The sequence below is a fragment of the Pseudomonas monachiensis genome (genome assembly GCF_047345015.1).
In the GTDB taxonomy this organism is placed as follows: domain Bacteria; phylum Pseudomonadota; class Gammaproteobacteria; order Pseudomonadales; family Pseudomonadaceae; genus Aquipseudomonas; species Aquipseudomonas monachiensis.
In genome coordinates this window covers 3527816-3552258 of sequence record NZ_CP178857.1, presented here as the reverse complement: position 1 = coordinate 3552258, position 24443 = coordinate 3527816, and the positions used below count along the sequence as shown (strand labels likewise).

Sequence of the window (24443 nt, the reverse complement as noted above, 5' to 3'; positions counted from 1 at the left end):
TATTCGTTCCTAGAGTTTGCCCGTCAGGCTGTAGAGCGGCTCAAGTACCCACTCATAGAGGTGGCGGGTCTCCTGCAGGATGTCTGCCTCAACCAACATGCCGGCTTGTAGCGGCCTCGGCTTGCCGTAGGCCAGTACTGACTGCGCCTCGATATCAACGCGAATGCGGTAGAACTGTTCGCCGTCCAGGCCCAGCCTCGGCACAGTTCCGGTTACGCTCGCCAGTTCGGTCGCTGAGAGGGTAGTTTTGGAGATAGATGTCACATTGCCGCGGTGTTGGCCGAATTTTTGATACGGATAAGTGTGGTAACGGACCATTACAGGGTCGTCTACATGGATGAACCCGATGGCTTTGCTTGGTGCATAAAGCTCTACTTGCAGGCGGGAATCTGCTGGCACTATGCTCATTAATGGTTGTGAGCTATCCACGGTTTGTCCCGGCTCAACAAGAATGGAAGTTGCCATGCCGTCTTGGGGGGCCGACAAGATCAGCGTGCGCTTGGCTTCGCTCTCGATAAACGCCTGCTGGATGCTGGACAATGACCGCCGGATACTGGCCAGCTGATTTTCGTGCAGTGCCGAGAGTCCTGAAAATTCATGCCGACGCTCGACCAACTGCTGTGTCAATGCTGTAGCTTCGCGAGTCAACCTCTGAAGGGTTTGGCGTTGGCCCAAAAGTTCAGCCTGGCGTTGCTGAAGCTGATCCATGGATATGTAACCTTTATCCATCAGTCCTTGATATCGACCGGCCGCATTGGTTGCCAGATCTACAAGCTTTTTCTGGCTGGCCCTTTGCTGTGCCAGTGTCAGCAGTTCCTGTCGCAAACTTTGCAGTTTGCTTTGCAGGCTTTGACGTTCCTCGACTTGAAGTTGTGTTTGTTTCTTCAACTCTTCGTTTAAGGAACGACGTTGTTGCGCGAGTTGATCGCTTACTTCTGCCTGTACTGGCCCGAAATCTCCTGCGAAGCGCTCACTGGATAGGCGAAACAATCGAGCGCCTTGCTTGACTAACTGCCCTTCATCGACAAAACGTTCGAGCACCAAGCCATATTGTGGCGAGTGTATTTTCAGCTGTCCGGAGATGGGCACTAGCTGACCTGCCACAGTGCTGCGTTTGGTATAGCTGCCGTAGAGAAAAAAAGTCACGACCATAGCGGCAAACAATGTGGCTATCAACGTAAGTACCGTGAAGGAAACGGGTCTGACAAGCACGATTTCACCGAGCCAGTTAGCTTGTTGTGAGGCCAGCGCTTCGAGTCGAAACAGTGGGGTCTTTAGTGTCACACATTCATCCTTAATTTTTGTTAGGAGTTAAGCTGGACAAGCCGCTCCCTATCGGCTTGATCAACCTATATTTGAATAACCAATCGTTTCGCAAATAGTTACAAAATCACGGTGAATTTTAATTTTTCTTTTCTTTTCTTTTCGGTCGTAACTGTTTAGCTTAAAAATGACTGTAGGGGCGCTGTGTCTATTCTTGAGTCTTGTAATTGCAAGAGGCGATCTGTAAGAGTTCGCTCGGAGTAACAAATGAAAATAGCAAAAAGAGAACGTGGTGTGATGCGCTTGTTGATAAAAGGTCTGACTAGTAAGCAAATCGGCCAGCAACTGGGCTGCAGCAATTACATCGCCAGGGATCCTATTTCTTCAACGTTTAAAAAACTTAATGTAACTAGTCGTGTTGAGTTGACGGTAATAGTCATCGAAATGGAAAAGCAAAAATAGTTTTGACTCTCAGGAATCACTCCTTTTACGTTTGAGTGTTATTGAGTTCGTAGTCAGCACTGCAGGTGCAGGGTGGTATTTCGGTTGCTGCTATGACTACGGTAGGTTTATTCGATGTTTGCATCGGTCGCATCTTGATGGGTAGTTTTAGAAGGCTATCTGTGGCTCAGGCCTAAGGTAGATCTGTCAACTATAAGGTTCCGTAGTTGTTACTATCGATTCAAGCCGAAAGCAAGAGGTATTCACCATTGCAATAGAGTGAAATTCAATCGGCAGAAGAAGTGGTGTGATAAAGCGCTGTTGGCGCATTTTTAAATTCCGACTTGGTAAGTATATCTGCTCACCATTATTATTTTAGTGTGGGTAACAACATACCTATGATGAAGGGTTATGGAGTTATCTCGAAAACACGATATTGACAAAGTGCTAGTGATTCGTTTGCTATCTTGTTGTACATCAGAATCAAACTCTCATGGTTGATGAATGTCGAGGAAAACCATCAATTTTGGAATTAAGTAAATTACTATAAAAATGATAACCGGTACGACGAAGGCGTGTAAATCTCCGCTTTGAATATTTCGGTTGAGTTTTGTATTTATAAGCAATGCGCATCCCTTTGCAGTGAGACTCAGGAGTAATGCAAGTCCGAGCGAAAGAATTATTAGCGTGATATCATATGTGTCCAAAACACTTTATCCTAAATAAAGTTGAGTATCTATCTTGATATGCAACCTGTTAATAGGTATTGCATATTAAATCAACGTTCAGTAGAGTCATGAATTATTTAACTAGGGCTAGCTGGCGTCTGAGGGGAAGTGACTCCTGAAGGCTACCTAGAAAGCATCTAGTTTCCAAGCGTTAGCGACATCTCGTTCAGTCTTGTAAATTCCCTTCTCTTGCTATGGCCGCCCAATTCACTGTGTTAGCTGTCTTGTTGTGCATTAGGGGTTAGTTGTCAAAGCTGATATCCTAGACAAATCGTCAATTTTGGAGCGAAGTAAATTGTAATGCAAATTATAAATGTATTGATGAATAGGTGGAAGTATTCGCTTCGAATGTTGGCGCCGAATTTTGCATTCATAAGTAATGCGCAACCCTTTGCTGCGAGCCCCATGAATAAAGCCATTGCGAGAGAAATAATTATTAGCATGATATCACCTGTGTCCAGAATACGTCCGAAGTGGTATTGAACTTTAGTTTCAATAGTACAATACCTACTAATAAGTATTGTACTAGAGCCAAGCCGTTACGCTGTGCGTGATACCTTACATTCTAGGCACCTAGTCGGTCCGCGTTTCCTGTTATGACGCCGCCGCCGAAGCCACCAATCAAAGCTCTGCCTATGCCTACCGGTCCAGAAATTGCCCCGGCCAATGCCCCCGCCCCTACAGAACCTAGGAATCCTTTTGTTTCGAACGTGCCCCCGCCAAGGCGACTGCCAATATATCCCGCAGCACCCGCCAAACCTCCTATTGCGGCACCTGGAGGGCCGACAGCGCCGCCAACAATTTCGGCTTCTTCCAACGTAATTTCACGCATTTTGATTTCTCCAACAGTTAGTGGGATCGAACGGTTACGCTCGCGCATTTTCACAGAGATGCTCAATGCTTGAGTTTTTTTAAGTTGAGTTTTTGATATAAGTAATCTAGAGAGAATAGCGTCCTATTTTTTTTACTGAATAATCGTCATCTCTGCGAACCCAAAATACTTTATCAATGTAGGACTCGCGAAAAATAGATTTAATTTCTTTTATAGACTCCATGACTCCGCCACAGGGGAGACAAAAATCAATAATCCATGTTCGTCCGCCTTCATTCCACTCGGAGGCATGAAGCAAAAAGCTCGGATCCGTCAAAAGACGTTCCTCGGTATCCGGCGCCAGGTGTGCCCAGATTACAAACCCTATGGGTGCTGATGTTCGATCGAATAGAAATATTATTTGCTGATGGTCGATCGCAGGTGTTAGCCAAAAATTCAGAGTGCGCATGTGAAAGTTAGAAGAGCGCCGGCATCTGAACATGATCATGCTTGCATAACCCAGTGCTGCTGCTTTGTTTTTGAGGTGAGTGTCTCGGCATATGGTAAATAGTTCAAATCTCTTTTTCATTCAGGCTGCTCCAGATTCCATGGTAGAAACACAGTGCTCTTCTGACTTCAATCTCTTGTTTACCAAGTTCAATAAGTGCAGTTGTCGACAGGATGCGATTAACTGTGTCCAGAAGTGTAAATAACCCGGATTTAGGATCAAACCAGATGGAGAGTGCCTGGCTTAACCAAAATGGGATGCGTGATGCATGTTCGTTAGCAAGGTTAAGCCTCGCAGCTAATACAGCCTCGCTCATCAGTTTTTGATATACCGACGCTCTATTTGTTTGTACATCGCCACTGATGCGTCCAATGTTTTCCTCAAGATTGTGCAATGCGTGATGGCTGCGGTTCAGTCGGGTAACATTGATTGCCAAACAGCAAGTGAAATTATGCAAATCAATGTGTTGTTCGTTGGCAGCTTGGGCAGCGAGATCGAAAAACTGGCTGTAGCTTGAAAGCAATTGACCGGTCCTTGCTACGCCGATGTTTGGCCATGCCAAGTTGATGGACGACGCCGGTGAAGTCTTGTTGGAGAGCAGAGTGGAATATAGGCGCGCCGTCCAGCGTTCAAAACCATCCCAGTCCTCTCCAAGCGTGAGGGCGCTGACTGTAAAATCATCAAACTCCAATATTTTTTCCAAGCAACTGGAAAAGGCAGCAAACTCGGCAGTGTGTGCCAGCTGCCGCACTAGCCAGAGCGGAAATCCCGTCTGTGTGGCCCGATACAGTCTCAACTGAGTGTTGTATGTCCGTATGAAGTGTGCAGTTGTCGTTTCAGAGAGGTGCAAGGATTGCTCAAAACTAATGACAGCATATTTTCTCAAGTAGTAACACAGGCTCTGTAAGCTTTGGATTGAAGGCAAGTATTCTGTATTGAAACGGTCAACGTCCGTTCGATCACCATTGATAAAATTAGTGAAGAGGCGAGTTTCGCTCAGGTCCAGCCAAGCCCCATCAAGTGAAAGGTTCGATGCACTCACATTGTAATGGATAATGTGTTTGGCCCGTGCTGCGGCGAATTGTTCTGCATATCGACCTGCCAGTTCAAGCAGGCCGAACTGCAAGCGTTCAACCAGACTGCTAGATGCTGGGGCACTAGCGCCTGGCAGGAACTCAACCAGTTTTCCAATGACTGCTTTCACTCGCTGTGCATCTTCGCCCAACGTGTTGAGTTGTTTTTGCCTGAAGTAGGTGGCCCTTATGAAATGGGCAGGACGCACGACGGGTTGACGGACCAGTAACCCGCGAGGCGTCATCACCCCACCAAAATCGAACTTGGACCCAGTGTCCAGAATCGCAATCGTTCGGATGGCTCCGAAGGGCAGCACTGCCTGAATTATTTCAGACCAGATGGACTCATAGATGGCAGTTTCCAGGCTCAGGTTGCCATCTCCATGTCTCGGATCGACCTCATTGCCAACTAATTGATTGGGGCCCAGCCCCTTTAGTTGCCAAACGCCATCGAAGCCGCATCGGCCACCACCTCCATTGCTGAGTATGCCATCGCCCCCATAGCGCTCGGCCATAAATGTTTTGACGACTGATTCGTTGCGGGGGACTGCCGGTTCAGGCCTGACAATAAAGCTATATTCGCTGAGAATGTCGTTGGGGCTTTTTCCATTGGCGAGCACTTCATTTATATAAACGACTCTGCATTTATCAAGTTTCTGTGTTTCGAAACTTATAAAAATTTCACGCAAGTCAGATAGTTGTTTTCCATTCATTGCGTAAGTGCTTCCATTTATAGTTTTGATGGAAAGTGAATGTGAGTTCGCCTATACAGACCAAACGCTATGCGAAGTAATTTGAACTAGTGCAGATTGTTTGTTAAGTCAGCTTCGTCCTATGCACTACGTAATTTTTCTTTTTTTTAAGAGAGAAAATTCCTACAGAAAGCGCTCTGATTAAACTTTCCGCGGTGGGAGGGCGCAAACACTGCGTTGCCTGTATTGAATTCGCATTGGGCAAACTCAACAAACCGCTGATCGTGCCTCAGAAAACCTTGCCGGTAGTAGTTTTTGGTTGTGACACAGATCAGCTTGCCAGCGATGGTCGTTAACGAGAACGCGTGTGAACTGGATAAACGCGGCACACTTGAGTCGATCGCCAGCAATCGAGCGTCGACCGGCTGCTCCTACATCCCGGGATTCCGTGAAGGGTCTGGGCGGGAGGGGAGTTGGTCTCAGTCTTCTCCCCCAGGCAAATCAGGAACTCTGCCGATCGATATCGCGCCGCAGCACGACGGCGGTGGTGATGTCTTCAACGTAATCGTGACTGGCGACGGCATCTCTGACCCGATTCAGGTCATCGATGGTTCGCGATTCGATCTCGATGACCAGGTCGAGTTGGCCACTGACCGAGGACACGCGTCTGACCTGCGAGTTTTGCGCAAGCAGGTCGAGCAGGCCCATTGCAGGCGTGCGCTTGAGGCAGACCAGCAGGATTGCGCGAATCACGTTGGCGTCGATTTCACCGATATCAGCGCGGTAGCCTCTGATCACGCCATTGCGTTCAAGGTTGATGACCCGTTCGCTGGTCGCGCTTCTTGAAAGCCCGATTCTCGCTGCCAGAGCCTTCAGGGCAATGCGGGCTTCCTTGGAAAGAATTTCGAGTATTTCGCGATCTTTCGTGTCCAGGTCGCGCATCAGAACTCCCTAATTTTGCTGCCGAAATTGTGCCGGTCGATTCCGGCAATATGCAGGCGCAAGCCGACCGTATACCTACTGCCGTCCCGGGCGTTGCGTGCCAAGCTATCTGAAAAAAATGGCTTGGAAAACAATTACCATGACAAATCTCTCCCATCCTGCCCCCCAGTTCTCGACCGGGGATGCCGAAAAACTCAGTGAGCAGCTTTTCAACGTTATTGGTACGGCCACGCCTCTGGATGGCGAGCGCGACCGCAACTACCGGTTGAACACCGGAACCGATGCGGGATGGATTCTGAAGGTCGTCAACTCGACCGAGCCGCGCGTTGAAAGCGAGTTTCAGACGTCCATTCTCAGTCATCTCGCCACTCACAATCCCGAGCTTACCGTGCCTTTTCTCAAGAAAAGCCTCGCCGGTGAATACCTCGCCACTGCGCTAGCGCCCTCGGGCGAAAGCCATGCGGTGCGCCTGGTGAGCTGGTTGCACGGAACGCCGTTGGCCGAGGTCAGGCGTACCTTCGAATTGATGCGCAGCCTTGGCCAGTCGTTCGGTGAGATCGACCGTGCGCTTCAGGGCTTCATTCATCCGGGCGCGGTGCGGGATCTCGACTGGGATTTGCGTCACGCCGCACGTTCGCGATCACGCCTGCATTTTGTGAAAGATCCTGGCAGAAGAGCGATTCTGGAACGCTTCATTGAAAGCTTCGAACAAAACGTCCAACCGAGGCTTTCGCGCCTGCGTGCACAAGTCATTCACAATGACGGCAATGACTGGAACATTCTCGTCGACTCGCACAATCACCAGATAGTCTCGGGCATCATCGATTTTGGCGATGCGGTCCATACGATTCTGATTGCCGAAGTAGCCATCACCTGCGCCTATTCCATTCTCGACATGGAAGATCCAATCGGCGCGGCCGCCGCCCTCACGGCCGGTTTCCATGACAAGTACCCTCTGCAGCCGGAAGAGCTTGACGTCCTCTTCAATCTCATTGCGATGCGCCTGGTCACGAGCGTCACCTTGTCGGCATCGCGATCCGACCGAACGCAAGACAATCCCTACCTTGGCATCAGCGAAGCGCCGGCCTGGCGTCTTCTGGAAAGGCTGGATCGCATGAACCCTCGACTGGCGACGGCGATCCTGCGCAAAGCCTGTGGTTTTGACGCGATCGAAGGCGCGGGTGCGGTTCGCCGCTGGGTTGCCGAAAACAGCAAGTCCTTCGCCGATATCGTGCGTCCATCTGCTGCAACCATGAACAAGGTCATTGCCCCGTTCGGAGATGCTTCCCATGTGATGACTATTGCTTCAGCCGAGCAGCGTCCAGCAGAGGCAACGAAGTGGTGGAATGATTTTTCTGCCGAACACAAGGTGCCGCTCGGTATCGGGCCATGGGGTGAGGAAAGGACCATCTACACCGACACGGCGTTTGAGTCGCGATTCATTGAAGGGCAGCGTCGGATCATTCACGTCGGTGTCGACTTGATCATGCCCGCAGGAACGCCTCTCTATACGCCTGTTGCCGGTGTGGTGCAGAGCGTCGAGATCGAGCATGAGCCGCTTGGCTATGGTGGTCTGATCATGCTCAAACACTCGCCGGAAGGTTGCCCGCCATTCCTGACATTGTGGGGGCACATGGCTCATGAGGCTCTCGCTCGCCTCAAGCCTGGTGACTGCCTGGAGGCTGGCGCGCTTGTCGGATACATGGGGGAGGACACGGAAAATGGTGGGTGGATTCCCCATGTGCATTTTCAGATGTCCACTGACACCGGATTGAAAGCGGGTGAGTTCATCGGCGTCGGTGAACGGGCTTATCTTGAGGTATGGGCCGACATTTTTCCCGATGCATCGACTCTCGCGGGGATTCCTGCGGAAACCTACAGCCAGGACGGGCGCACCAAGGCAGAGATTGTGGCCAAGCGTAAGGCGTTGTTGCTGCCAAACCTGTCGATCTCCTATTCGGACCCGATCAAGTTCGTTCGCGGTGACGGGGTCTGGTTGATCGACAACTTTGGCAGGGCGTATCTGGACTGCTTCAATAACGTGTGCCATCTCGGCCACTCCCATCCAGATGTAGTGCAGGCGATTTCGCGGCAGTCTGCACGCCTGAACACCAACACGCGCTACCTGCACGACAATATCGTCGAGTATGCAGAGCGGCTCACCGCCACTTTGCCTGAAGGCCTGGCGGTCGCTTCCTTCGGTTGTTCGGGAAGTGAAGCAAACAGCCTCATGCTGCGTATGGCGCGCAATCACACAGGGCGTAACGATGCAATTGTGCTGGATTGGGCTTACCACGGCACGACACAGGAACTGATTGACCTCAGCCCTTACAAATACAAGCGTAAAGCCGGTAAAGGGCGCGCAGATCATGTGTTCGAGGCGGTCGTCCCGGATGCCTACCGTGGTGTGGATCAGTGGGCGTTAGAGGAACTTGGCAAGCGTTACGCCGAGAGCGTGGCGGATCAGATCGAGCTCATGCGCAAGCAGGGCAGAGCGCCGGCGTTCTTCCTGGCGGAGTCCATTCCAAGTGTCGCCGGGCAACTGTTCTTCCCGGAAAACTACTTGAAAGAAGTCTATGCGATGGTCCGAGCAGAAGGCGGTCTTTGCCTGGCTGACGAAGTCCAGGTCGGCTTTGGTCGTGTTGGCAGCCACTGGTGGGCTTTTGAAACCCAGGGTGTGGTGCCCGATGCAGTATCCATGGGCAAGCCCATTGGCAACGGCCATCCGATGTCGGCGGTGGTGACCACGCGGGAAGTTGCCGACAGTTTCAACAACGGCATGGAGTACTTCAATACCTTCGCCGGCAGCCCGGTTTCATGTGCTGTAGGGCTCTCGGTACTCGATGTGATCGAGCGCGATAACTTGAAACTCAACGCACTGACCATTGGCAACTATCTGCTCGACGGCTTCCGTAAATTGCAGCAGCGCTACGAGGCAATAGGCGATGTGCGTGGGCAGGGTCTTTTTCTCGGGATAGAACTTGTCACGGACCGCAAGACCAAAGTTCCGGCCACGCAGTTGGCCAAACAAGTAGCCGATGGTGCCAGGGAACGGGGCATTTTGATCGGTACTGAAGGCCCCCATGACAATGTCCTGAAGATGCGCCCATCGATGATTTTCAGTCAGGCAAATGCTGACTTTCTGCTCGAGGTCCTGGACGAAAGTTTCAAGGCCGCACTCCGCTGACCTGGCTGGACAATATGACTGCCCGGCATAGTGTCGGCCAACTCCGGCAATGTGTCAGGCAGGCTGACACCTTGCCGGGTGCTTTCCAGAAGTGCCTATGCAAGACTTTTCATGAAGGCCGGGTGAATAACCCCAAGAAAATAATAAACAATTCTTCCAAGGTGCCATCCAATGCTAACCAAAAAGCTCAAGGGTTTGATTGTCGCTTCTACCGTGGCGGCCGCAGCGCTACTTTCCACTGCGGTTGTTCATGCTGATGATTTGAAGTCGATCCAGGATTCCAAGGAAATCCGTATCGCAATGAGCGGTCAATACTCGCCCTTCAGCTTTGCCAACGAGCAGAACCAGATTGTCGGATTCGACGCTTCCATCAGCGAGGCACTGGCTGAGCGGATGGGGGTAAAAGTGAAGATCATCACCACGCCGTTCGACGGGATCATTGCCGGTCTTCTGGCGAAAAAATATGACGCCATTATCGCTTCCATGACCATTACCCCGGAACGGCAGAAGGCAGTGGATTTCGTCGGGCCCTATTACCATGCCGGCCGCACGATCGTAGTGAAGGAAGATTCTTCGATCAAAAGCCTCGATGATCTCAAGGATGTGAGTGTCGGCGTGACCCTCGGCGATGCTCACGATAAATGGGCCAGGGCCCGCGGCAATCTGAAGGTCAGAACGTACAAGGGTCTTCCGGAAATGCTGGTCGACCTGGAGGCCGGGCGTATCGATGCGATAGTGATGGACAGTGTTCCGGTGCTGGTCGCCATCAAGGAAACCGGGCAGAAGGTGCGCATCATTACTCCACCGGATAGCGATGGCGGCATCGAAGGCATGGGCATTGCCCTGCGCAAGAACAACCCCGAGCTCAAGGCGACCCTGCAGAAGGCGCTGGAAGACATGCTCGCCGACGGCACCTACGAAAAGATCTCGATGAAGTGGATTGGCAACGATATCCGCTGATTGCTGTTCAGCATGGCTCGACGGGTCGTCGGGCCAGTCAATCCGACTTTTCCGAGCGTGCTCATGGATCTGACTCTCATACAACGCACATTCCCGTTTTTCCTGGAGGCGGCCTGGATTACGGTGCAGATTTCTGTACTTGCTCTTGTGCTTGGGTTTCTGGTCGCAATCGTGCTGGTGGCTGGCCGGTTGTCCACGGTTCTCGCCTTTCGATGCCTTGCCAGACTCTACATCAGCGTTTTTCGTGGCACTCCCTGCCTGGTTCAACTGTTCATCATCTACTTTGGCGGGCCGCAGATCGGACTTGAACTGGAGCCGTTTGCGGCAGGCGTAATCGGCCTGGGCCTGAACATCGCTGCCTACATGGCCGAATCCATTCGTGGCGCTATCGGCAACGTTGATCCTGGCCAGGAAGAAGCGGCACGTTCGATTGGTTTCGGGCGTGGCCAGACCTTATGGTTTATCACGCTGCCACAAGCTGCAAAGTTGATGATCAGGCCGCTGGGAGTGAACGCTGTCGCTCTTATCAAAGGTTCTGCGCTGGTGTCGACGATCTCTGTTGTTGAGCTTTCATATACAGCGCAACGCTTTATCAGTTCAACGTACAAGCCTTTCGAGATCTTCATGGTGTCTGCACTGCTTTACATCGTGATGGTCTACTCGGTCAGATTCATTATTGACTATCTCGATAATCGCTTCGCGGCAAGGTGAGAGCATTCCTATGCAAAGCCTGGACCTTAGTATAGTTACACCTTATTCCGAGTTGCTTGCGACCGGTCTTTGGTGGACGGTCGTGATGTTTGTAAGTTCCAGCCTGTTGAGTTTGATGGCGGGGATTGCCTTTGCACTCATTGTTCTTTATGCGCCCAGAGTCCTGGCGCTGCCCGTGCGTTTTATGACCTGGTTGCTGATGGGCACGCCACTGCTTCTGCAGTTGTATGTGATTTATTATGGTCTTGTGCAAGTGGGCATCGATATTCCCGCACTGGTGGCTGGCATCATTGGTCTTAGTTTGCACTTTGCCGTCTACAACGCCGACGTCATTCGTGCCGGCGTGGTGTCGGTAGACCCGGGGCAGGTCGAAGGTGCCCGCTCCATTGGCCTCAGCCGTGGACAGACCCAGCGTTACATCATCGTGCCGCAGGCGTTGCGCAGGACTATTGCGCCGCTGGGAAACAACCTGATTGTCCTGTTGAAGGACACCTCTCTGGTTTCCATAATCGGTATTGCCGAGTTGGTATACAGCGCGCAACTTGCCGTGAGCGAGACCTATAGCCCGTTTGAGTTTTATCTGACTGTTGCGCTTGTTTATTATGCAGCCAATCTTATTCTCGAAACCGGTCTGCATCTTCTCGAAAAAAAGGTAGAGATGTCACGATGATAAGAAAAGAATTCATGGTTGAGGTGAAGAACGCTCGCAAGGCTTACGGAGCACTCGAAGTACTCAAGGGAATCGATCTTTCCGTATCTCGCGGGCAAATCGTCGCAATTATCGGCCCAAGTGGCTCTGGCAAAAGCACGCTTCTGCGGTCAATCAATCACCTGGAAGCACTTGATGATGGCGAGATCTGGTTGGAGGGTGAGCAGATCAATCGGCCATTGAAAGGTCGAGCGTTTGAACAACACATAAACGCTGTGCGTCAGCAGATGGGCATGGTATTTCAGCACTTCAATCTGTTTCCGCACTTGAACGTATATGAAAACATCGCTCTCGGCCCGATAAAACTTAAGGGGCTTACAAAAAAAGCATCTCGTGAATTGGCGATGGAATACTTGTCAAAAGTTGGATTGGCCAACAAGTTCGATGAGTATCCTTCTCGCCTGTCGGGTGGACAGAAGCAGCGCGTTGCCATAGCAAGGGCACTGGCGATGCAGCCAAAGGTTATGCTGTTCGATGAAGCTACATCGGCACTGGACCCCGAGCTTGTCGAAGAGGTCAACCTGGTCATGAAGCAACTCGCTGCGGAGCACATGACGATGTTGATCGTCACTCATGAAATGCGCTTTGCAGGCGAAGTGGCAGACCGGATTGTCTTTATGGATGGCGGGGTTGTCGTAGAAGAAGGAGCGCCGCAGGAGATCCTGCAGAACCCCGTCCACGAGCGAACCCGGTCATTCTTGAAAAAGCATCTGCACGATAGATAAGTGGCGCTTTCCTTGCGTGATCTGGCAAAGCGTAGTCTCGCAGACCAAACCGGCGCTGCCGCTCACCGGTACTCATCATGCCGACGCCACCAGGGCCCCGTCTCATTGCGGCCCTTGGGCGCGCGGTCGAGCCATTGGTACATGCTCCACAATCCGTCCAGACCCCGCGCGTAGGTGGAGTAGGTGTGATAGATCGCGCCGTCTTCCAGCACGAACGTACTCAGCCCCGGCCGGTCGCGGGTATAGGTGGGCGCATCGGTGCCACAGGTTGCGGCGAACTGTTTCACCGGTTCCGGTATTTCACTGGCGTCCATGGCATGGCCGCCGCGCTGGTAGTTGTATTCGACCAAGCCTTCGCGCTGCTGCGCTTCGGTGAAGTAGACATTGAAGTCGGCGGTGAAGTCGCTGTCGGCGGCCGAGGCCCAGGGGAAGGTCCAGCCCATTCGGCGCTTGTAGGCCTGCAGTTTCGCCAACGGTGCGCGGGATATCGCCAGCAGGGTCACGTCGTGGTTCGCCAGGTGGACGACGACGGGCTCGAAGCCATCGGCGATGGCTGAGCAGGACGGGCAGCCTGCCGTGTAGTCGGGGCCGAACATGAAGTGGTAGACCAGCAGCTGCGAGCGCCCTTGAAAGAGTTCGGCCAGGGTGGCGCTGCCGTTGTCGGTATCGAAGCGGTACGTCTTGTCGAGGCGAACCCAGGGCAATGCCTGGCGTTGCCTGGCCACTTCATCGCTGCGTCGGGTCAGGGCCTTTTCCGCTTCGAGCAGTTGCAGGCGAGCCGTCAGCCATTGGTCCCGGGACGCGGTTGTGTGGGTGTTCATCGTTCTACGCTCCTGGTGAAAGGTCGTGATTTAGACTAAACCCGGGTGTCAAATGATGGGAGTGACAAGCGTGGCGGGATTTCCATGGACTCGATGATTACGGCCGCCGCACAGGCGCTGGCAGCGGGCAATCCGCTGGGCGCACTGGACCGCGTGGCCTTGCGTGACGATGCGCCGGCGCTTGCCCTGCGCGGTATCGCCATGGCGCAACTGGGCGATCTGGTGCGGGCCAGGTCACTGGTCAAGCGTGCGCAACGGGCATTTGCGCCCAAGGAAGTGCTGGCCCGGGCGCGCTGTGTGGTGGCCGAGGCCGAAATCGCCCTGGCTTCGCGGGAGCTCGGGTGGCCGGTCAAGGCGCTCGAAACGGCGCGGGTCACCCTTGAACACCACGGTGACCGGGTCAATGCCGCCCATGCGCGCTACCTGCAAATTCGCCGTTTGCTGTTGATCGGGCAACTCGACGAGGCGCAGCAGTTATTGACCGGACTCGATCCCGGCCGATTGCCGCCGGCCTTGCGGGCAACCCATGAACTGGTGCTGGCGGGCATAGCCATTCGGCGCCTGCAATCGCACGTGGCGCGGGGGGCGTTGAACAGGGCCGGGCAGGCTGCCGGTCAAGCCGGGATTGCCGCGCTGATCGCTGAGGTCCAACACGCTGCGCATCTGCTCGATGCCCCCGCGGCACGCCTGATTGCCCAGGGTGAAGTACGGCCGCTGTTGCTCGATGATGTTGAAGCGTTGTTTTGTTCAACGTCACTGGTGGTGGATGCCTGCCGGTACGTTGTGCGCGGTTGTGGCATGTCGGTATCGCTCGCGACGCGGCCGATTTTGTTTGTGCTCGCCCGTGCGTTGGCCGAGGCGTGGCCCGGCGACGTTGCGCGGGAAGTGCTGATCGCCCGGGCGTTTCGCCTGAAGCTCTCGGATGAATCCCATCGTGCCCGGCTTCGCGTGGAAATCGGCAGGTTGCGTAAAGCGCTCAAGCCGTTGGCCGGTGTCATCGCGACGGCCCGCGGTTATGCCCTGCAATCGCCGGTGTGTACGCAGGTGGTGACACTGGCGCAACCGGTCGAGGAAAAATTTGCCGCGGTATTTGCCTGCCTCGCCGATGGCGAGTCGTGGTCGAGTTCCGCCCTGGCACTGGCGCTGGGTACCAGTCAGCGCACGGTGCAACGGGCGCTCGATACACTGGCGGAGCAGGGCAAGGTGCAGTGGTTTGGCCGTGGTCGCGCACGGCGCTGGATGACGCCGCCCGTGCCGGGATTCGCGACGACCTTGTTACTCCCGGCGCCGCTGCCCGGTGGTTAGGATGAACGCCACCAACCCCCGTCGAGGAATGCCAGATGAAACAAGCAACTGCTGAAATCATTCGCGAATATGGCCCGTTTGCCGATGTCGACCACGTGTGCGGCGTCACCTGGGACGGCGAAAAGGTCTGGTTCGCCTGCAACAGCAAAATCAACGCCCTGGACCCGGAAAGCGGCAAGGTGCTGGGTTCGATCAATGTCGCTGCCCATGCCGGCACCGCGTTTGACGGGGAGCACCTGTTCCAGATCGCCGAAGACCGCATCCACAAGATCGACCCCCGCAACGGTCGTATCCTCTCAACCATTCCTGCCCCCGGCGCAGGCACCGATTCGGGGCTGACCTGGGCCGAAGGGACGTTGTGGGTGGGCCAGTACCGTGAACGCAAGATCCACCAGATCGACCCCGAGACCGGCAAGATCTTGCGCACCATCGAATCCAACCGTTTCGTCACCGGCGTGACCTGGGTGGACGGTGCGCTGTGGCACGGTACGTGGGAAGGCGATGAGAGCGAATTGCGCCGCATCGATCCGCAATCGGGCGAAGTGCTGCAGAGCCTGACAATGCCCGAAGGCGTGGGCGTGTCGGGGCTTGAGTCCGATGGTGGCGAGCGGTTGTTCTGCGGTGGTGGCGATAGCGGCAAGGTGAGGGTGGTGCGTCGGCCTTCGTGAGGCGCAGCGGCCAGGTCAACAGGTACAACCTTTGTGGGAGCGACGGTGCGGCGATCCGCCCTGCTCGCGAATGCGGAGTGTCAGGCAACATCAATGTTGACTGATTTGACGCTATCGCGAGCAAGCTCGCTCCCACAGGATTAGCGGGTGTACGCAAAATCTGCGAGCAGTCGAAATCACTGTGGGAGAGTGTCAGGCAACATCAATGTTGACTGATTTGACGCTATCGCGAGCAAGCTCGCTCCCACAGGGTTAGCGGGTGTACGCAAAATTTGCGAGCAGTCGAAATCAATGTTGAATGTGCTGGCCACATCGCGAGCAAGCTGGCTCACACAAAGGCAGCTGCCCTGGCGAAATTCATCTATTACAGTCATCTGCGCACTGATAGTATTTTTCCGTCCTGCCATGTTTTCTGCTGGTCGAAATCGGTCTAAAAGCCCGGTTGGAAAACGCTCCTGTTTTGCTATCCTCAAACCTGTAGGTGAAGACGCAGACTGATGCGCAAAAGGATAGCAAGGAGACGTGGGGCGCGTTCCGAAGGGTACACGGTTAGAAAGATCCCCGCGCTGGGATCCAGCCCTTATGCCGTGTGAAGCAGAAGAGTTCCATTACAGTTTCACGACTCTTTTGTGGGAGGCCTGATAAACCTTGTAAGCCGGAGACCAGCACCGGCCACCTACTTGTTACATCCACCCACAAAGCCCGCTCAGTGCGGGCTTTTTAATGCCCGCGAGGTGGGTCCGGCCGGCGGCTCAAGGCGCGCCAAACAGCATCGTCCAGTAGACACCGTTGTCGCTGCGGGCGTTGGCGGCGTAGGCGGCACCGACCTGGGTGAACATCGGGTTCATCAGGTTGGCGCAGTGCCCGGGGCTGGCGAGCCAGCCGGCCATGGCCTTGCTGGGTGAGCCTTGCCCGGCGGCGATGTTTTCACCGATCTGCCGGCCACGGTAGCCGGCGGCCTTGGCACGGTCATAGGGCATGTCTCCGTCGGGGGCCTGGTGGGCGAAATAGTTGCCGTAGGCCATATCCTTGCTGTGGTTTTGTGCTGCGGAACCCAAGGCGGCACTCCAGGACAGCGGCCGCGCGGCGCCAAACCGCTGGCGACCGCACATGCGCGGCCTGGCCCGGGCGGCGTTGACCTGCGCCAGCAACGCCTGTGCGGCGCTGCGTGGGTCGCCGGTTTTCCCATCGAGCACCGGCCGTGCCAGCACCACTTGCCATTCACTCCCGGCGCGGCTGACGCCGATGTCGGCGTATTGGTTGTCGAGCAGTGCGGCGCAGTGCTCGTCCTGGAACAGATCGAAGGCTTCTTCGGCATCCCGTGCACCCACCACGCGAATCGACCGCACCATGGTGGCCTGATAGCCGGAAGCCTTTAACCGGTCCCGCAGCCCACCGCCATAGCCAACAGGCAGGGCCAGGTTCGACTTGAGCGTCAGGGGTGATAAGCGTTGCGTCGGCCGCCGGTCGCAGCGTTGCGGATGGGCGCGATAGTCGTTGATGGCGTCTACCAGTTGCCGTTGCCCATCGGCATGGGCGGGGCTTGCATAAACGGGGAGCAGGGAAAACAGGCACAGCGAAGAAAAGCGCAAGGCAACGGCGGTTTGGCGCATGGACGGACAACTCGGATGAGATGACGACGATAGGAGAGGAAAAACGCTCGGGTATGACCGGGGTCTGGAGACAAGGTTCACGGCGCGAGCGAACCTGTTTGTAGCCGGAACCGAATGTCCGACGAAGGGTAGGACTTTTGTGGGAGCGGGCTTGCTCGCGAAGATGGCCTTTCAGGCAACAGAGATGTTGACTGATCTACCGCCATCGCGAGCAACCTCGCTCCCACAGGTTTTGTGTACATCAGTGACCCGCAAGCGGACCTGAATCGATCAATCCATGCAGGCGTACACCACCAGCTCCACGAGCATTTCTTCCCGGGCCAGGCCCGCCACGACCATGGCGGCGCGGTTAGGGTAGGGCGCCTGGAAGTACTCGGTGTAGAGCGCATTCACGGTTGCCAGGTAGCTGCGGTCAGTGACGTAGATCAGTACCTGGGTGACCGCGTCCAGCGAGCTGCCGGCGGCTTGCAGGGTATGGCGCAGGTTGTCCAGGGTCTGCCGGGTTTGTGCTTCGATGCCGCCGCTCACCACCTGGCCCTGGCGGTCGATGGGGATTTGCGCGGTGTACAGCGTGCCGTTGCCGACAACAGCCCATTCCAATGGCGCGCGCGAGGCAAAGAGGTCGGTCTTGATCGCCTGTTTCATTGATGATTCCTGATACGGGTTTGAGGGGCTTACCGGGCGTCGCTGCCTTCACCGGCTCCACGGCGACGGGATTCTTCGGTGCTTTCCACCAGCACCCGTTCACCCAGCTTTTTCAACTGGGCCCAGACTTCATCATTGACCTGCAGCCCGCCCGCGGCTGCCGGCTGACTGAATTCAAGCGTCGGGGCCGCGTCTTCGGCACTCAGGCGTGGCAGCAGCGCGAAGTGTCTGGAAATCAGCACGTTGATGCTTTGCTCGTCGCCCTGCGCCGGTTGCGGCAGGTCATATACCCGCAAGGCCGGGTGTGTGTTCCCGGCGCTGAAGGTGGCCACCAGCTCCTGCCGGGCATCGCGCCAGTACACACAAAAATTCAGGCCTTCTCCGGCACAGCGCGCCAGGTAGCCCAGCAGCAGGATGCGGTTGTGGCAATGGCGGACGCGGATCAGCGCACTGCCGCGGCGCAAGGCCTTGCTCACCCCCAGTTCGATTGCCTGGGCGGCGCAGCGCAATACGCTCTGGCCATGGGCGTCGAGGGTCAGTTGCGTGGCGTCTTCGTAGCAGGTTTCGATGGGGCGATCGACTTCATCGTGAAGGAAGTCCAACGCTTTTTTCAGCGCGCCGATACCGTCGAGGCCTTGCTGTTGCAGCCTGGCAATCATTTCGGCGGCGTCGTCGCAATCACCGGGTGCAAAGCCGATGCCTTCGAAGGCCTTGCGGCAGATCACCTGGATTTCATTGAGCGATACACGCATTTCAGAGTGCTCCGGCAGCGTTGGTCAGTTCAGGCATGACGGCAAAATTCCAGTCGTCGGGGAACGGCTGGCCGATCTCGCTGACCAGCGGTGCCCCCTGAAACAAGGTGATGCGCACCCAGCGGCTGGACTTGGGGTCGAACTTGCCGGCGCCGAAGAACGCCAGCTTGCAGCGCAGCAAGTGGATCGGCAGCATGCCGCGGTCCATCAGGTTGGCGCGGATTTCCCCGAAGGCGCAGCGAGCCATGCCTTGCAGGCGGCAGACCGTGCCTTTGAACTGCGGTAGCGCCAGCAGAAAGTGCGCGGTCAATTGCCGTGGGTGTTGCTCGCGGTAGGCCAGCAGGGCGCGATGACAACGTTGAATGTTGTGCGCGATCCCCAACTGCATTTCCTTCTCGGCGCCTGGCTCCATGGCCCGCTCGCCCAGGCGTGGTTCTTCCTTTTCCGCCGAGCGATACCAGAAAAAGTGGTTGGCCTCGGCGTCGCTCAAGTCGTAGTCGAGCGCCCAGCGGTACTTGGTCTCGATGAGATCGCACAGCTCATCCAGTGGCATCTCGGCGTTCAGGCGAAACCCCTCGTTGACCGACATCTGCTCGGCCAGCGGATCGACCTGTTCGGGGTACAACTCCAGCAGCAGGCTGACCAGCAGTTCCTGGCAACCGGTGCCGACGTTCACCTCGGCCCAGGCTTGCAGGCGTGACCACAACCCCGCGTTGACCGACTGGCCCGCGAACCACTCGGCCAATTGCTCGAGATCGGCCAGCGTCTGCTGGTCGATGCCGCTTTGCCGTTGGTCCTCGGTGCTGGTTTGCTGCAAGTGCCGGCGGGCCCGTAGCAGCAACGCCTGAAAGCGCTGGGCATGAGGCAAGTCAGCCGCTTGCGCCACAACCTGCGCCAGTGCGGTTTCCCTGGCCCACAGCCATTGGTTGACCAGTTGCGGGTGATTGATCAGGAACGGCGCCATGCCCAGCCCCGTGGAATTGCCGACCCCAAGGTAACGCTGCAGGGCAGGGTCCAGGCCCACCGCCCGCTGTGGATTGCGCGCCCGGGCCATGTGTTCGATCTGCTCGATGCTGAAATGCCGCAACAGATACACGGTGAACATCTGGGCGCTGAAGGGTTGTGTGAAGTCCGCAGTGCCTTGCAGGCAACTGAAGTCGGCGATGCCGAACTTGCCGTTGCCGTACACCGCGGTGGTGCGATACAGGTAGCCGACCTCGGCCAGTTGCCGCGGGTCTGGCTGACAACCTTCGGCCAGCGCTTCGAGGAAGCGTTCGAAGTTGCGCAGGCTGCGGTTGGCCCGCGACAGCACCAGCACTCGCGAATCAAAACGCCCGGCTTCCTGCAACGGCACATTGCGTCGCAGGTCAGCCAGTTGCTGCTCATCGACATCGCCGGCGAGCAGGACAAAACTGACATCCCACTGATCGGCGATGACCCGGTCGCTGCGCTTCTCCGGCGGCAGGTACGTGGAGAAAATCACGCAGTGATAGTGGGCACTGGCGGTGTCGATGCGGTAGATCGCCGTACCGAAGCCCTCGGCATCCAGGTCGAAGCAGGTGCGCTGGATGCGCCACTGCTCGTTCATCATCCGCCGCATGCTGCTGCGCACGAAACTCAAGCGGCTTTGAAAGTGGCTGCCCAGTCGCTCCAGGTCCATGACCCGGGCGGTGGGCCGCAAGGCCGAAGAGGTGTCTGTGTCGGTGTGCGACATCATTGCGATTCCTGAACTGTTCATCGTCAGACTGCCTGTTCGCGAGCCATCTGCCGGGCGATGCGCAGAGCATCCCAGAGCGACGGCAGGATCAGCAGTGAAACCGGTACGGCAGTAATTACGATAAAGGATTGCAGCGCCGTGACCCCGCCAGAACCAATGGTGATCAACACCACCGCGGCCAGGCCCATGCCGATGGCCCAGAAGGCACGCAACCATGGCTTTGGCTTGTCATTGCTGGACATGGCCATCGCCACGGTGAACGCCATCGCATCGCCGTTGGTGGCCACGGAAATGAAGCTCAGGAACAGGAACAGCGCCGAGATCAGTCCACCCAGGGGCAGGTTCTGGGTCACGCCCAGCAGCAGATCTTCGGGCTGCGCGCCGTGGGCGGTGACGATGCCTGGCGTCTGCAATTCCATGCCGATGCCGGCGCCACCGACGATGGTGAACCAGAACATGGTGACCAGCGGTGCGATGATCGACAGGGTCATGATCACTTCACGGATGGTCCGGCCACGGGAAATCTTCGCCACATACAGGGCGACCATCGGCGCGTAGCCAATGAACCAGCCCCAGTAGAACACCGTCCACCAGTCCAGCCATTTCGGATCGGCGCGGAACAGGGTCATCGGAATGAACTGCTCCAGGTGCAAGGCGAACGCGGTGGGAAAGCCGCCGAGAATGAAAGCGGTGGGCCCCAGCAGCACCATGAACACCGCCAGGCCGATCATCAGCCAGACGTTGATCCCGCTGACGAAGCGGATGCCTTCGAGGCCGACCAGGCAGGAAATGGTGTACATCACCGTGACCAGCACGATGGTGATGGACTGCACCATCAGGTCATTGGGAATGCCCCAGACCGAATGCAACGCACTGCTGATTTGCAGGCCGAGGAAACCGATCGGGCCGATGGTCCCGGCGACGACGGCGATGATCGAGGTGGCGTCCGCCAGCGTGCCGATCGGGCCCTTGAGCGCACGCTCACCGAACAACGGATAGAGCAGGGTACGCGGTGCCAGTGGCAAGCCTTTGTCGTAGTGCAAATGCATCAGCACGATGGCCAGCAGGCTGCCCAGCACTGCCCAGGCCAGAAAGCCCCAATGCACGAACGATTGCGCGAGCGCAGCGTGTGCGGCGGCTTCGGTGTGAGGCTGCACCCCGGCGAACAACGGTGGCGGGCTGGCGAAGTGCATCATCGGTTCCGCTGCCGCCCAGAACGCACCGCCACCGGCGAGCAGGGCGCACATGATCACGGCGATCCAATTGAAGGTGCTGGTATCGGGACGCTGGTCGACGCCGCCCAGGCGTACCCGCCCGCATTTGCTGAAGCAGATGAACAGGCTCATGGCGAAGGTCGCCAGCATCAGGATCTGCCAGTACAAGCCAAAGAACTTCGTCGACCAGGCGAACAGCGTATTCACCAACAGCGATACGCCATCGATGTTGATCAGTGCCGCGATCAGGAAGGCGCCGAGGAAGCCGCCACTGATTAAAAACAGCGGCCAGTCGATGTCTTTTTTCGGCGGTGCGAGGTCCAGTGGCTGGACGTCGGCTTGCAGGGAGTCGGATGTTTTCATGATGCCTCCAAAATACGCGCCTGGGGCTGTGCATCGCCGGTCGGGGAGATGAACGGGAGGCTATTGTTGTTATTTTTCATGCTGTCCTCACGGTGTCGATCAAGAGTCAGTCTTGCGCCGTCGTAGCGTTTTCCAGCAGGCGCAACCAGTTGAGTCCCATGATGTTGCGTACCTCGTCCTCGGCGAAGCCACGGTCGCGCAGGCCCTGGGCGATGACCGGGAAATCCCGGCTGTCGCGGAACCATTGCAGCGGTGCCGGCCAGTTGGCGTTGTCCTTTGATCCTTCGCCGTAATCCTTGTCTTTGCTCCAGCGCCCGTTGCGCATCCATTCGAGCACTTGCAGGGGTTGTTGCTGGCACAGGTCGGTGCCGATGCCGATGTGTTCGACGCCCATCAGCTCCGCCGTGCTGGCGACCATGTCGCAGAACGATTCCAGGGTGCAGCCCGACGCGCCCTTGAGGTGAAACGGGTAAGTACTGAAACCCAGCAGACCGCCGGACTCGGCGATGCCGCGCAACACCGCGTTGGACTTGTTGCGTTTGGCCGCGTGGAAACTCGACGGGTTGGCGTGGGAGACGATCACCGGCCGGCTCGACAACTCGATGGCTTCCAGGGTGCTGCGCTCGGCGCTGTGGGACATGTCGATCAGCATGCCGACGCGGTTCATCTCGCGGATCACCTGGCGGCCGAAACGGCTGATGCCATTGTCTTCGGTCTCGTAGCAACCGCTGGCCAGCAGGCTCTGGTTGTTGTAGGTGAGCTGCATGATCAGTACGCCGAGCTGGCGGAAAACCTCCACCAGGCTGATGTCGTCTTCGATCGGCGAGCAGTTCTGGAATCCGAAGAAAATCCCGACGCGGCCTTCCTGGTGTGCCAGGCGAATGTCCGAAGCCTCGCGCACCGGACGAATCAGCTCGGGCCAGGTTTCGAAGCGCCGGTTCCATTCGCCGATGCGCGACAGGGTTTCCCTGGCGTTCTCGTGGTAGGCGATGGTGGCGTGCACCGCGCTCAGGCCACCGGCCTGCATCTGGCGAAAGATCTCTTCGTTCCAGTGGGAATATTGCAGGCCGTCGATCATCAATAAATCGTGCATGGTGATCTCCTGTTCAAGGACGCACGTAGGTGGTCTTGACCACGGTGTAGAACTCGCGGGCGTACTGCCCTTGCTCGCGCGGCCCGAAGCTGGAGGCTTTGCGGCCGCCGAACGGCACGTGGTAATCGGTGCCGGCGGTGGGCAGGTTGACCATGACGCAACCGGTGCGGGCACGGCGCTTGAAGTCGCTGGCATAACGCAGCGACTGGGTGATGATCCCGGCGGTGAGGCCGTATTCGGTGTCGTTCAACACGGCGAGGGCTTCTTCGTAATCGCCGACCCGGATCACACAGGCAATCGGCCCGAAAACCTCTTCGCGATTGATGCGCATGCTGTTGTGGGTGTTGGTGAACAGGGCGGGGCGCATGTAGTGCCCGGCCGGTTGCAGGTTCAGCAGTTCGCCGCCCTCGACCAGGGTTGCGCCTTCGTCTTCGGCCAGTTGCAGGTAATGAAGGTTCTGCTCCAGTTGCCGGGCTTCAGCCACCGGGCCGATCTGCACCCCTTGTCCGAGCGCATGACCGACCTTCAGTTGACGCATGCGTGCCACCAGCGCCTCGACGAAGCGGTCATGGATGCCGTCGCAGACGATCAATCGCGAAGAGGCCGTACACTTTTGCCCGGTACCGAAGAAGGCGCCGTTCAACGCGCATTCCACGGCGATTTCGAGGTCGGCGTCATCGAGCACCACCAAGGCGTTCTTGCTGCCCATTTCCAGTTGGCAACGCACCAGATTGCCGGCGGTGGCGACCGCGACGCGGCGACCGGTCTGCAGGGAACCGGTGAAGGTCAACGCATCGATGTCGGCGGACTGGATCAGGCTTTCGCCAACCACCGCGCCGCTGCCCATGACCAGGTTGAAGGTGCCGGCGGGCAAGGCCTGGCGGCTGATGATTTCAGTCAGGGCCCAGGCACTGGCCGGTACCAGGTTTGCCGGTTTGAACACCACGGCGTTGCCGAAGGCCAGGGCCGGGGCGATCTTCCACGCGGCGGTGGCCATGGGGAAATTCCACGGCGTGATGATGCCGATCACGCCGACCGGTTCACGCTGGACTTCGATCTCGATGCCGGGACGTACCGAGGCGGCTGTCTCACCCATCTGACGCAGCACTTCAGCCGCGTAGTAGTGGAAGAACTGCGCGGAGCGATTGACTTCGCCGACGCCCTCGGCCAGCGGCTTGCCTTCTTCCCGGGAGAGCAGTTCGCCGAGTTCTTCCTTACGCGCCATCAACTCGTTGCCGATGGCCATTAATACTTGCTGGCGCTGCTCCAGGCCACTGGCGGCCCATTGCGGCTGGGCATCGCGGGCGGCGGCGATGGCATCCAGCGTCTGCTCGGCGCTGGCCTGGTGGTAATGGCCAATGAGGTCTTGAACATCCGAAGGGCTGTGGTTGGCGATAACGCCCTGGCCTTCGCACCAGTTGCCGCCGATGTAGTTTTTGTAGGGTTGCAGTGCCATGGGAACCTCCGATTGCGTTGGCCCCATCTTGAGAGTATTAGTCTGC

The 24443-nt window shown here is 56.6% G+C and carries 20 protein-coding genes; 8 read left to right on the top strand and 12 right to left on the bottom strand.

Features of this window, described 5'->3' with window-relative positions; all coding sequences use genetic code 11:
• Window positions 1-9: 9 nt before the first annotated feature.
• Complete coding sequence (locus ACMDB8_RS15785; RefSeq protein ID WP_409078797.1) at window positions 10-1266, bottom strand: HlyD family secretion protein; 1257 nt, start codon at window positions 1264-1266, stop codon at window positions 10-12.
• A gap of 264 nt (window positions 1267-1530) precedes the next feature.
• On the opposite strand from ACMDB8_RS15785, the gene ACMDB8_RS15780 reads away from it, so the two are divergent.
• A complete protein-coding gene (locus ACMDB8_RS15780) occupies window positions 1531-1725 on the top strand; it encodes a LuxR C-terminal-related transcriptional regulator (protein ID WP_409078724.1) in 195 nt (64 codons plus the stop codon).
• Between the two features lie 1645 nt (window positions 1726-3370).
• Here the strand turns inward: ACMDB8_RS15780 and ACMDB8_RS15775 are convergent.
• From ACMDB8_RS15775 to ACMDB8_RS15765, 3 genes are all read right to left on the bottom strand, one after another.
• Window positions 3371-3832, bottom strand: coding sequence for a toxin-activating lysine-acyltransferase (locus tag ACMDB8_RS15775; RefSeq protein ID WP_409078725.1), 462 nt, complete (start codon window positions 3830-3832; stop codon window positions 3371-3373).
• Window positions 3816-5537 (bottom strand): hypothetical protein, encoded by a 1722-nt coding sequence (locus ACMDB8_RS15770; RefSeq protein ID WP_409078726.1) that lies wholly within the window; start codon window positions 5535-5537, stop codon window positions 3816-3818. The genes ACMDB8_RS15775 and ACMDB8_RS15770 overlap by 17 nt, the downstream gene beginning before the upstream one ends.
• Before the next feature lie 480 nt (window positions 5538-6017).
• Entirely contained in the window at window positions 6018-6458 is a 441-nt protein-coding gene (locus ACMDB8_RS15765) for an Lrp/AsnC family transcriptional regulator (protein WP_007975212.1), read from the bottom strand.
• A gap of 139 nt (window positions 6459-6597) precedes the next feature.
• Here ACMDB8_RS15765 and ACMDB8_RS15760 point away from each other — a divergent pair, with 139 nt between their 5' ends.
• The 5 genes from ACMDB8_RS15760 to ACMDB8_RS15740 all read left to right on the top strand — a co-directional run bounded on the left by ACMDB8_RS15760 (window position 6598) and on the right by ACMDB8_RS15740 (window position 12750).
• Window positions 6598-9645, top strand: a complete 3048-nt coding sequence (locus tag ACMDB8_RS15760) for an aminotransferase class III-fold pyridoxal phosphate-dependent enzyme (RefSeq protein ID WP_409078727.1) — start codon at window positions 6598-6600, stop codon at window positions 9643-9645.
• Between the two features lie 171 nt (window positions 9646-9816).
• A complete protein-coding gene (locus ACMDB8_RS15755; RefSeq protein WP_409078728.1) occupies window positions 9817-10605 on the top strand; it encodes an ABC transporter substrate-binding protein in 789 nt (262 codons plus the stop codon).
• 63 nt (window positions 10606-10668) lie between these two features.
• On the top strand, window positions 10669-11316 hold the full coding sequence (locus tag ACMDB8_RS15750) for an amino acid ABC transporter permease (protein ID WP_409078729.1): 648 nt from the start codon (window positions 10669-10671) through the stop codon (window positions 11314-11316).
• Between the two features lie 10 nt (window positions 11317-11326).
• On the top strand, window positions 11327-11986 hold the full coding sequence (locus ACMDB8_RS15745; protein ID WP_409078730.1) for an amino acid ABC transporter permease: 660 nt from the start codon (window positions 11327-11329) through the stop codon (window positions 11984-11986).
• Window positions 11987-12000: 14 nt separating this feature from the next.
• A complete protein-coding gene (locus tag ACMDB8_RS15740) occupies window positions 12001-12750 on the top strand; it encodes an amino acid ABC transporter ATP-binding protein (protein WP_409078731.1) in 750 nt (249 codons plus the stop codon).
• Between the two features lie 62 nt (window positions 12751-12812).
• Here the strand turns inward: ACMDB8_RS15740 and ACMDB8_RS15735 are convergent, their stop codons facing one another.
• Complete coding sequence (locus tag ACMDB8_RS15735) at window positions 12813-13571, bottom strand: DUF899 domain-containing protein (protein ID WP_056727329.1); 759 nt, start codon at window positions 13569-13571, stop codon at window positions 12813-12815.
• An 84-nt stretch (window positions 13572-13655) separates the two neighbouring features.
• Between ACMDB8_RS15735 and ACMDB8_RS15730 the strand changes: the two genes are divergently transcribed.
• Window positions 13656-14876: a helix-turn-helix domain-containing protein gene (locus ACMDB8_RS15730; RefSeq protein WP_223541790.1), complete on the top strand. Its 1221-nt coding sequence runs from the start codon at window positions 13656-13658 to the stop codon at window positions 14874-14876.
• Between the two features lie 35 nt (window positions 14877-14911).
• Window positions 14912-15544 (top strand): DUF5074 domain-containing protein, encoded by a 633-nt coding sequence (locus ACMDB8_RS15725; protein WP_056727325.1) that lies wholly within the window; start codon window positions 14912-14914, stop codon window positions 15542-15544.
• Between the two features lie 752 nt (window positions 15545-16296).
• Here ACMDB8_RS15725 and ACMDB8_RS15720 read toward each other — a convergent pair.
• The 7 genes from ACMDB8_RS15720 to ACMDB8_RS15690 form a co-directional block, all read right to left on the bottom strand.
• A complete protein-coding gene (locus ACMDB8_RS15720; protein ID WP_056727323.1) occupies window positions 16297-17157 on the bottom strand; it encodes a CAP domain-containing protein in 861 nt (286 codons plus the stop codon).
• A gap of 270 nt (window positions 17158-17427) precedes the next feature.
• Window positions 17428-17802 carry a RidA family protein gene (locus ACMDB8_RS15715; RefSeq protein ID WP_056727322.1) on the bottom strand — a complete coding sequence of 125 codons (375 nt, stop codon included), beginning with the start codon at window positions 17800-17802 and terminating at the stop codon, window positions 17428-17430.
• 29 nt (window positions 17803-17831) lie between these two features.
• The gene (locus ACMDB8_RS15710; protein ID WP_223541789.1) at window positions 17832-18554 is read right to left on the bottom strand and encodes a DUF3726 domain-containing protein; all 723 of its coding nucleotides are present in this window, start codon (window positions 18552-18554) and stop codon (window positions 17832-17834) included.
• Between the two features lies 1 nt (window position 18555).
• Window positions 18556-20271, bottom strand: coding sequence for a hypothetical protein (locus ACMDB8_RS15705; protein WP_056727318.1), 1716 nt, complete (start codon window positions 20269-20271; stop codon window positions 18556-18558).
• Window positions 20272-20294: 23 nt separating this feature from the next.
• Window positions 20295-21848 (bottom strand): BCCT family transporter, encoded by a 1554-nt coding sequence (locus ACMDB8_RS15700; protein WP_056727317.1) that lies wholly within the window; start codon window positions 21846-21848, stop codon window positions 20295-20297.
• Between the two features lie 106 nt (window positions 21849-21954).
• Entirely contained in the window at window positions 21955-22941 is a 987-nt protein-coding gene (locus tag ACMDB8_RS15695) for a dipeptidase (protein WP_056727315.1), read from the bottom strand.
• A gap of 13 nt (window positions 22942-22954) precedes the next feature.
• Entirely contained in the window at window positions 22955-24397 is a 1443-nt protein-coding gene (locus tag ACMDB8_RS15690) for an aldehyde dehydrogenase family protein (RefSeq protein WP_056727313.1), read from the bottom strand.
• Window positions 24398-24443 lie beyond the last annotated feature (46 nt).

What these genes read in the sequence shown, in the direction of transcription:
- ACMDB8_RS15780 (WP_409078724.1), top strand. Translation starts at nt 1,531, where the DNA reads ATGAAAATAGCAAAAAGAGAACGTGGTGTGATGCGCTTGTTGATAAAA.
- ACMDB8_RS15775 (WP_409078725.1), bottom strand. Translation starts at nt 3,832, where the DNA reads ATGAAAAAGAGATTTGAACTATTTACCATATGCCGAGACACTCACCTC.
- ACMDB8_RS15770 (WP_409078726.1), bottom strand. Translation starts at nt 5,537, where the DNA reads ATGAATGGAAAACAACTATCTGACTTGCGTGAAATTTTTATAAGTTTC.
- ACMDB8_RS15765 (WP_007975212.1), bottom strand. Translation starts at nt 6,458, where the DNA reads ATGCGCGACCTGGACACGAAAGATCGCGAAATACTCGAAATTCTTTCC.
- ACMDB8_RS15760 (WP_409078727.1), top strand. Translation starts at nt 6,598, where the DNA reads ATGACAAATCTCTCCCATCCTGCCCCCCAGTTCTCGACCGGGGATGCC.
- ACMDB8_RS15755 (WP_409078728.1), top strand. Translation starts at nt 9,817, where the DNA reads ATGCTAACCAAAAAGCTCAAGGGTTTGATTGTCGCTTCTACCGTGGCG.
- ACMDB8_RS15750 (WP_409078729.1), top strand. Translation starts at nt 10,669, where the DNA reads ATGGATCTGACTCTCATACAACGCACATTCCCGTTTTTCCTGGAGGCG.
- ACMDB8_RS15745 (WP_409078730.1), top strand. Translation starts at nt 11,327, where the DNA reads ATGCAAAGCCTGGACCTTAGTATAGTTACACCTTATTCCGAGTTGCTT.
- ACMDB8_RS15740 (WP_409078731.1), top strand. Translation starts at nt 12,001, where the DNA reads ATGGTTGAGGTGAAGAACGCTCGCAAGGCTTACGGAGCACTCGAAGTA.
- ACMDB8_RS15735 (WP_056727329.1), bottom strand. Translation starts at nt 13,571, where the DNA reads ATGAACACCCACACAACCGCGTCCCGGGACCAATGGCTGACGGCTCGC.
- ACMDB8_RS15730 (WP_223541790.1), top strand. Translation starts at nt 13,656, where the DNA reads ATGGACTCGATGATTACGGCCGCCGCACAGGCGCTGGCAGCGGGCAAT.
- ACMDB8_RS15725 (WP_056727325.1), top strand. Translation starts at nt 14,912, where the DNA reads ATGAAACAAGCAACTGCTGAAATCATTCGCGAATATGGCCCGTTTGCC.
- ACMDB8_RS15720 (WP_056727323.1), bottom strand. Translation starts at nt 17,157, where the DNA reads ATGCGCCAAACCGCCGTTGCCTTGCGCTTTTCTTCGCTGTGCCTGTTT.
- ACMDB8_RS15715 (WP_056727322.1), bottom strand. Translation starts at nt 17,802, where the DNA reads ATGAAACAGGCGATCAAGACCGACCTCTTTGCCTCGCGCGCGCCATTG.
- ACMDB8_RS15710 (WP_223541789.1), bottom strand. Translation starts at nt 18,554, where the DNA reads ATGCGTGTATCGCTCAATGAAATCCAGGTGATCTGCCGCAAGGCCTTC.
- ACMDB8_RS15705 (WP_056727318.1), bottom strand. Translation starts at nt 20,271, where the DNA reads ATGATGTCGCACACCGACACAGACACCTCTTCGGCCTTGCGGCCCACC.
- ACMDB8_RS15700 (WP_056727317.1), bottom strand. Translation starts at nt 21,848, where the DNA reads ATGAAAACATCCGACTCCCTGCAAGCCGACGTCCAGCCACTGGACCTC.
- ACMDB8_RS15695 (WP_056727315.1), bottom strand. Translation starts at nt 22,941, where the DNA reads ATGCACGATTTATTGATGATCGACGGCCTGCAATATTCCCACTGGAAC.
- ACMDB8_RS15690 (WP_056727313.1), bottom strand. Translation starts at nt 24,397, where the DNA reads ATGGCACTGCAACCCTACAAAAACTACATCGGCGGCAACTGGTGCGAA.